Source organism: Parahaliea mediterranea, from assembly GCF_003402235.1.
Classification (GTDB): Bacteria; Pseudomonadota; Gammaproteobacteria; order Pseudomonadales; family Halieaceae; genus Parahaliea; species Parahaliea mediterranea.
Map to the genome: position 1 here is coordinate 1 of NZ_QEWO01000016.1, position 4750 is coordinate 4750.

The 4750-nt window shown below is 45.6% G+C and carries 3 protein-coding genes and 1 pseudogene; 2 read left to right on the forward strand and 2 right to left on the reverse strand.

Features of this window, described 5'->3' with window-relative positions; genetic code table 11:
* Positions 1-140 precede the first annotated feature (140 nt).
* Together DDZ17_RS22050 and DDZ17_RS22055 are read left to right on the forward strand one after the other, a co-directional pair.
* Complete coding sequence (locus DDZ17_RS22050) at positions 141-1214, forward strand: efflux RND transporter periplasmic adaptor subunit (RefSeq protein ID WP_116369201.1); 1074 nt, start codon at positions 141-143, stop codon at positions 1212-1214.
* 3 nt (positions 1215-1217) lie between these two features.
* Positions 1218-4259: an efflux RND transporter permease subunit gene (locus DDZ17_RS22055; RefSeq protein WP_116369200.1), complete on the forward strand. Its 3042-nt coding sequence runs from the start codon at positions 1218-1220 to the stop codon at positions 4257-4259.
* Positions 4260-4351: 92 nt separating this feature from the next.
* On the opposite strand, the gene DDZ17_RS23085 is transcribed toward DDZ17_RS22055, so the two are convergent.
* The gene (locus DDZ17_RS23085) at positions 4352-4531 is read right to left on the reverse strand and encodes a CBS domain-containing protein (protein WP_254856799.1); all 180 of its coding nucleotides are present in this window, start codon (positions 4529-4531) and stop codon (positions 4352-4354) included.
* 99 nt (positions 4532-4630) lie between these two features.
* Positions 4631-4750 (reverse strand): annotated as a pseudogene (locus DDZ17_RS23090) (IS30 family transposase); the annotation flags it as partial.

A 4750-nucleotide genomic window follows, 5' to 3' on the forward strand; every position in this document is an offset into this window, starting at 1 on the left:
GCGAGCGACGGCACCAGGCACTTGACCGGCGGACACCGGACAGCGTGTACTATCAACCCGCCGCCAAACTGGCGGCATAGCCCGGGAATGCACTTATCGTGCTGTCCAATTTACGGGGTCCACTTCTTACGACTATGTCCTTGAAACACTACTCGCATACTCTAGCGCTAAGTCTCTTTTCTATTTCTATTTTTATTTTCACCGCTTGCTCACCTGAAAAAGCTCAGCAGCAACAATCGGAGGTAGTGCGGCATGTGAAGTTTGCTGAAGTCTCACCTATTCCCAATTTTGACGAATTTACGTTTCCTGCCGTCGTATCTGCTGTGAAAACTGTTGATTTGAGTTTTGAAGTCTCTGGCCGATTAATACAAACCGATTTAGTTACCGGCAGTGATATCACTAAAGGCAAGCTGCTTGCCACAATAGACAGAAAGCCCTTTGAGCGCAGAGTTGAAGAGTCTAAAACCAGATTAGAACAAGCAAAACGAGAACTCGATAGAATTGAAAAAATGTTCGCACAAAATTTGGTATCTCAAAGCGCACTGGATTCGGCAAAAACATCCTATGAATTATCTGTTATTGACCTTAAAAACGCAGAACAAGACTTAAGTTATACTCGGCTTTACGCGCCATTTGATGCGAAAGTATCCCAACGTCTTGTAGAAAATAACAGTTTTGTAAAATCAGGGACTGCTATCGCCCGTTTGCAAGATGTGTCGAAAATCTACTTTAATATCAATGTGCCAGAGCGCTTACTTACCGCCAACATAGGGCGTGGCATTAAGCAAGCGAGTGCCACATTGGCGACAAACCGCAGTCAGTGGTACCCAGTAACTTATGTTGAGCATTCCACACAACCGGACCCCGTATCTCAAACCTACGAAGTAGTATTCGCCATGGAGCCTCGAAAAGAATTACCACTCACTCCTGGTGCTCGAGCAGTGGTTAAAGTAAGCCTTCAAGGTAGTTTATATTCCGACGGCTTAGTCGTGCCAGTGAAAGCACTAGTCGGTGATGAGAACGATGGCTTTGCCGTTTGGGTACTTGATGACAGTCTACAAACAGTGAAACAACACAGCGTTGATGTCAAACATATCGAGGGGGATATTGCTGTAGTAGAAGGGCCAATTTCACTTGGTCAAAAGGTGGTTGCCGCTGGAGCAGCACAAATGCGAGAAAACATGAAAGTGCTTCCGTATAAGGGAGAAAAATAAACCATGGATATCGCCCGCTTTTCAATCGACAAACCCGTAAATGTTTGGCTGATGGTCATCATACTGCTACTAGGTGGTGTGCTGGCTATGACCAAAATTGGTCGACTTGAAGACCCTGCTTTTACCATCAAACAAGTTAAGATATACACTGCTTATCCTGGCGCTAGCGCGGAAAAAGTTGAACGTGAAATCACAGAACGTTTAGAAATCGCTATTCAACAAATGCCCCAATTAAAAGAAGTGACTTCAATATCTTCTCCAGGGCGTTCTGAAATTACCGTAGAGGTAAAGAGTACTTACGATAGTGATGTGTTACCTCAAATTTGGGACGAATTGAGGAAGCGCCTTCACGACACCGCCAGTTCGCTGCCCACGGGCGCTCAAGACCCCGTAGTATTTGATGACTTCGGTGATGTTTATGGGCTTTATTACGCTCTCAGCGCTCCAGATTTCGACACCCATGAGTTACGTGAGTTTGCCCGAATTATTCGTCGAGATTTACTTACCACTGAAGGTGTGGCAAAGGTCAACGTAACCGGTATTCAAAAAGAGCAAATTGTTGCTTACATCAACCCATATCAACTCGCTGGGTTGGGTATTTCTTTCCCAGATTTGACCTCATTGTTCCAAGACAATCTTCGACCATTCAATGGTGGGCGCGTAAAGGTGGATGAAAAAAACGTGCGCTTGATTGTCAAGCGTGCACCAGACAGATTAGATGAAATTTCAAATCTATCACTGGTGATCCCTGGTACAAACCGTTCTTTGCGTGTTGCTGATGTTGCGACCTTAAAACTCGAACCTGCTGATATTCAGCCTGTATTAGTGCGATATAACGGTGCAGAAGCCCTTACGCTAAGTGTGTCAGCATTAACGGATGTGAACATCGTAGATGTCGGCGAGCGAGTAAATGCAAAAGTGGAGGCCCTGCTCAAACAACTTCCAGTTGGTATTACCCTGACTCCCATTTACGATCAAGCCTCAGTAGTTGATGATTCGGTGGACGGCTTTATCAATAACCTTGTGATGTCTGTGGCCGTGGTAACATTAACCTTGTGTTTATTCATGGGATGGCGCTCTGGGGTTGTGGTAGGCACTGTATTACTTGTTACCGTACTCGGTACCATCCTCATCATGTGGTTGATGGATATTCAGCTTCAGCGTATTTCATTAGGGGCAATGGTCATCGCCATGGGTATGCTGGTCGATAATGCAATAGTGGTAGCAGAAGGCATGATGCTGCGAATGGCAACAGGTGCCTCAGCAAAAGATGCAGCCAGCTTCATTGTTAAGCGCACACAATGGCCGTTATTAGGCGCAACCATAATAGGTATTGCCGCCTTCTCTGGCATTGGTTTATCTAACGATGCAACCGGCGAGTTCCTTTATTCATTGTTTGCCGTAGTGTTGGTTTCATTGATGATCAGCTGGATACTTGCCGTAACGTTGGTCCCCGTATTAGGCGCACATTTTTATCGCAAGGGCATGTCGCAATCACAAAGTGATGCGCCCTCCGCTGCACAACAGTGGTTTAAACACACACTTATCGGCGCACTGAAACTGCGTTGGGTAACCATTGCAGCACTCCTCGTTATTACCATTGTTGCCTATGGCAGTTTTGGTATGGTCAAACAAGGGTTCTTTCCACCATCAAATGCACCGGTATTTTTTGTGCACTATTGGGGGCCCCAAGACCGCGACATTCGCGCGACAGAGCAAATTGCCAAAGAAGCAGAGAAACGTATTTTAGCGCTGGATAATGTCAGTGCCGTAACCACATTTATTGGGCAAGGTGCTGATAGATTTACGCTGACATACGCGCCAAAAAGCGCTAATGAAAACTATGCATTCTTTATGGTCCGTGCCAGCGAATTAGAGCACATTCCTGCCATTCAACGTGCATTAACCAGCAAGCTAAGTGATTTGGATTTAGATGCCAATTTCTATATGGAGCGCATGCAATTTGGTCCAGGCTCAGGCGCTAAACTCGAAGCGCGTTTCTCAGGTCCAGATACTGAAGTGTTACGCCAACTAGCAGAAGAAGCCAAAGCCCGTTTATTTGAAGATGGTCAGGTGATTGATGTTCGTCATAACTGGCGAGAGAAAGGGTTTGCAATAAACACACAGTTCGACAACTACAATGCGGGAATTGCTGGGGTTTCGCATTCAGATTTTAGTCAAACCGTACAGTACGCAAGCAGTGGTGTGAAACTGGGCACCGTGCAAGATGGTGATTATGCCTATAATATCATGGCAAAAATGGGGAACGCCGATGACACGGCTCTTCAGTCTATTCGCGAGTCTCAAGTATGGTCTTCTCAGCAACGTCAGTATATTCCTTTTACCCAGGTATCACATGGCTTAGACCTTATGACTGAAGAGCTGCGCATTCATCGCAAAGATCGCCTGCGCACCATAACCGTTGAAGCAGAGCCTGGCGAACATGAAACCGCAGGCAAAGCGCTGGCGCGTATTCGCCCGTTAATTGAAGATATTGATTTGCCTGCGGGCTACAACCTTGAATGGGGTGGTGAGTTTGAAAGCGCTAGCGAAGCTCAACAGGCCTTAGGTGCAGGTTTACCCGCTGGTTTCTTAGTGATGTTCATTATCTCGGTGTTATTGTTTGGCCACGTACGCCAACCGCTTATTATATGGCTGGTTGTCCCCATGGCGGTAGTAGGTGTAGTCACGGGCTTGTTGTCTACTGATATGCCATTCGGCTTTATGTCGCTACTGGGCTTTTTGAGTTTATTCGGGATGCTGATTAAAAATGCCATAGTACTTATTGAAGAAATTGATCTTCAAATTGAAGAAGGATTGGCAATAAAAAGCGCCATCGTTGAAGCCACACTAAGCCGCGTCAGACCCGTAGCACTTGCGGCCGTGACAACTATATTGGGGATGGCTCCATTGTTGTTTGATGCTTTTTTTGCCGATATGGCTGTGACCATAATGGGCGGACTCACATTCGCGACAATTCTAACGCTTATTGCCGTTCCCGTTTTATATAGCCTGCTATTTAAAGTAAGTTATAGAAAAGCCTAGCAGCTTCTGAATAAATGTAACGTTAATTTGGCGCTTGCTCGATACGCTCTATCACCTTTGATAAAACGCTCGTCAAAGGTGCTAGCGCCATTTTAGCGTTTTGCTTCTACCCTTTTCTGCATAAACTTCATCACATTTCGCCACGACACTATACCCACTGGGTGATAATGTATGTCGACTATGGGTATGCACGATATCTTATTGTTATTGAACAATTCGATGGCAGTAAAAACGGAATCCTCCGGGGTTAAGGTGATGACTTCTCGGGTCATGATTTGATGGGCACGCTTATCTAAATGTTGCTCTGTCTCGCACTCGCTCACCAACGGTATCAATAAACGGACTTATCGCTTTTAAAAAATCGCGCGGATTCAACTCGCTAGTGCAACGGGGGGGGTGATTCCAAAAAATACCTGATTCGGTGTTTTCATGCCAAGACATTTTCTTGGTCGATTGTTTAATCTGTCCATTGCCTGTTTGATTTCCTTCTG